This window comes from Bacillus sp. V3B (genome assembly GCF_024494465.1).
Taxonomy (GTDB): domain Bacteria; phylum Bacillota; class Bacilli; order Bacillales; family Cytobacillaceae; genus Bacillus_BD.
Genome location: NZ_JAETXM010000064.1, coordinates 1 through 1652 on the forward strand (window position 1 = coordinate 1; position 1652 = coordinate 1652).

The 1652-nt window shown below is 34.7% G+C and carries 2 protein-coding genes; one reads left to right on the forward strand and one right to left on the reverse strand.

The window, feature by feature from the left end; translation table 11 throughout:
- Nucleotides 1-219: 219 nt before the first annotated feature.
- Complete coding sequence (locus JMM81_RS22500; protein ID WP_256243795.1) at nt 220-939, forward strand: hypothetical protein; 720 nt, start codon at nt 220-222, stop codon at nt 937-939.
- Nucleotides 940-1136: 197 nt separating this feature from the next.
- Here JMM81_RS22500 and JMM81_RS22505 read toward each other — a convergent pair whose 3' ends face one another.
- Complete coding sequence (locus JMM81_RS22505) at nt 1137-1475, reverse strand: YrdB family protein (protein ID WP_256243797.1); 339 nt, start codon at nt 1473-1475, stop codon at nt 1137-1139.
- Between the last annotated feature and the right edge of the window lie 177 nt (nt 1476-1652).

The window sequence follows — 1652 nt, forward strand, 5'->3', positions numbered from 1 at the left end:
GTCGAGAGATAAGAAGACTTAACGCAAGTGGGATAAGAATCCCACTGCTTTAGCTGTGGGAGTGTCAAAAGAAATCATTGGTATAGTTAGGGAATAAAGAAATCGTTTTTGTGCTTTTCATCTTTATTTCTAGTCATTATCCTATTTGGAAGTATGTTTACTTACTACCATTTGAAGGAATTTGGGAATCTCTCCATCGTGTCTACTCATAGGACTGATATGACACAAGCAACAACCACTATTGATATACAACTCGACGGTAATAGAACAACAGTCCCAGTTTATATGGCACCGAGCTATACAAAGGCTGCTGCTGATGAATTTGTCATAGATTTTTTTAGGGAAATGAATATTGATACATCGAATATGGAGGTTATTTCCTATCAGAATGAAGGTGTTTATTGGATTCGAGATGGGAGATCTCATAATATATGGTTTCATTTCTTAGATGGAAGTTACCGTTATACAGATTTTTCAAGCTTTGACGAAGGTTTGGAGCCAAAAGATGTAGATAAAGAAACGTTAATAGAAAACTTAATACAACTCGGTATACATATACCTCAAGACTCACTTTTTCAAAAAGTCGATATTGGGAGCTATGAGTGGACTTTAGATAAAAAGGTAGAAGAAAATCAGCTAATAGATGGTGTTTTAATGGTTAGTTACTACAACGATGATACAGTGAAAGTAATTGACAATCAGTTAATAACTTATGACAAGGTAAGAGATGTTCAAATAAAAAGCGAACAAGAAGCATACAAAGAAATCTTAGAGGGGAAATTTCGGCACTACTCTGAAAATAAGATGATAGAAACCTTACATATCCACAAAGTAGAGGTAAGCTATCATTTAGATTCTAAAGGCTATTATCAACCTGTTTATGCTTTTCATAGTACAGTAGATGAAGTGGAGATGACTATCTTAATCCCGGGAATCTAGAAAACTTTATTGCTGACTATAGCAATTCCAACGAGTTAGGCAATGCAAATTTAAAAACCTCACCAAGTTTATTACCTATTCGAATTAAGGTATAGGGGAAACTTTTAAAGGCTGGTTAACGTAGAGAATGCTAGAACAAAAAAGGAAGGTTCTATTTTTACACAGTTTAATAGATTGTAACTTGGCATCTGGTTTTATTATAGCTTCATTAAATACATTAAAGCCATTTCGATTAGTAATACTATTAAAAAAATTGTAGCAAGCGTACTTTTTTCTGAGTAATATAACGCTGCTGCTGCCGAACCAAATATTATTAACTGAAGAAATATTCTTATTGGAACGGAAACAGGAATTGAAGCTTTTGGAGCAATGAATGTACCCCAGATGATCGCGACCAGTATTGGAGTACCTAAACCAAACAAAACTTTTATTAGCATTTGTTTGTCAATTTGGAAGCCCCAATACATAAATGTCATAAGCGCCGATAACTCGAGAAGAAAAAAGATAGCAAGAATTGCATATTGAACAAAGATCATAAGAAACACATCCTTTTTTTATTCACAAATAATTAATTTCCTATCAAGTTTAACTTCATTCAGCAAATGCTTTTTGTACCGAAAGCTTGCGACAGGTACAGAAGTCCTCCACTTCTGTAAGAGGGGGATGAATGCAAAAAGCTCTCTGATTCAGTGGGGGTTCAAACCCCGGCTGAA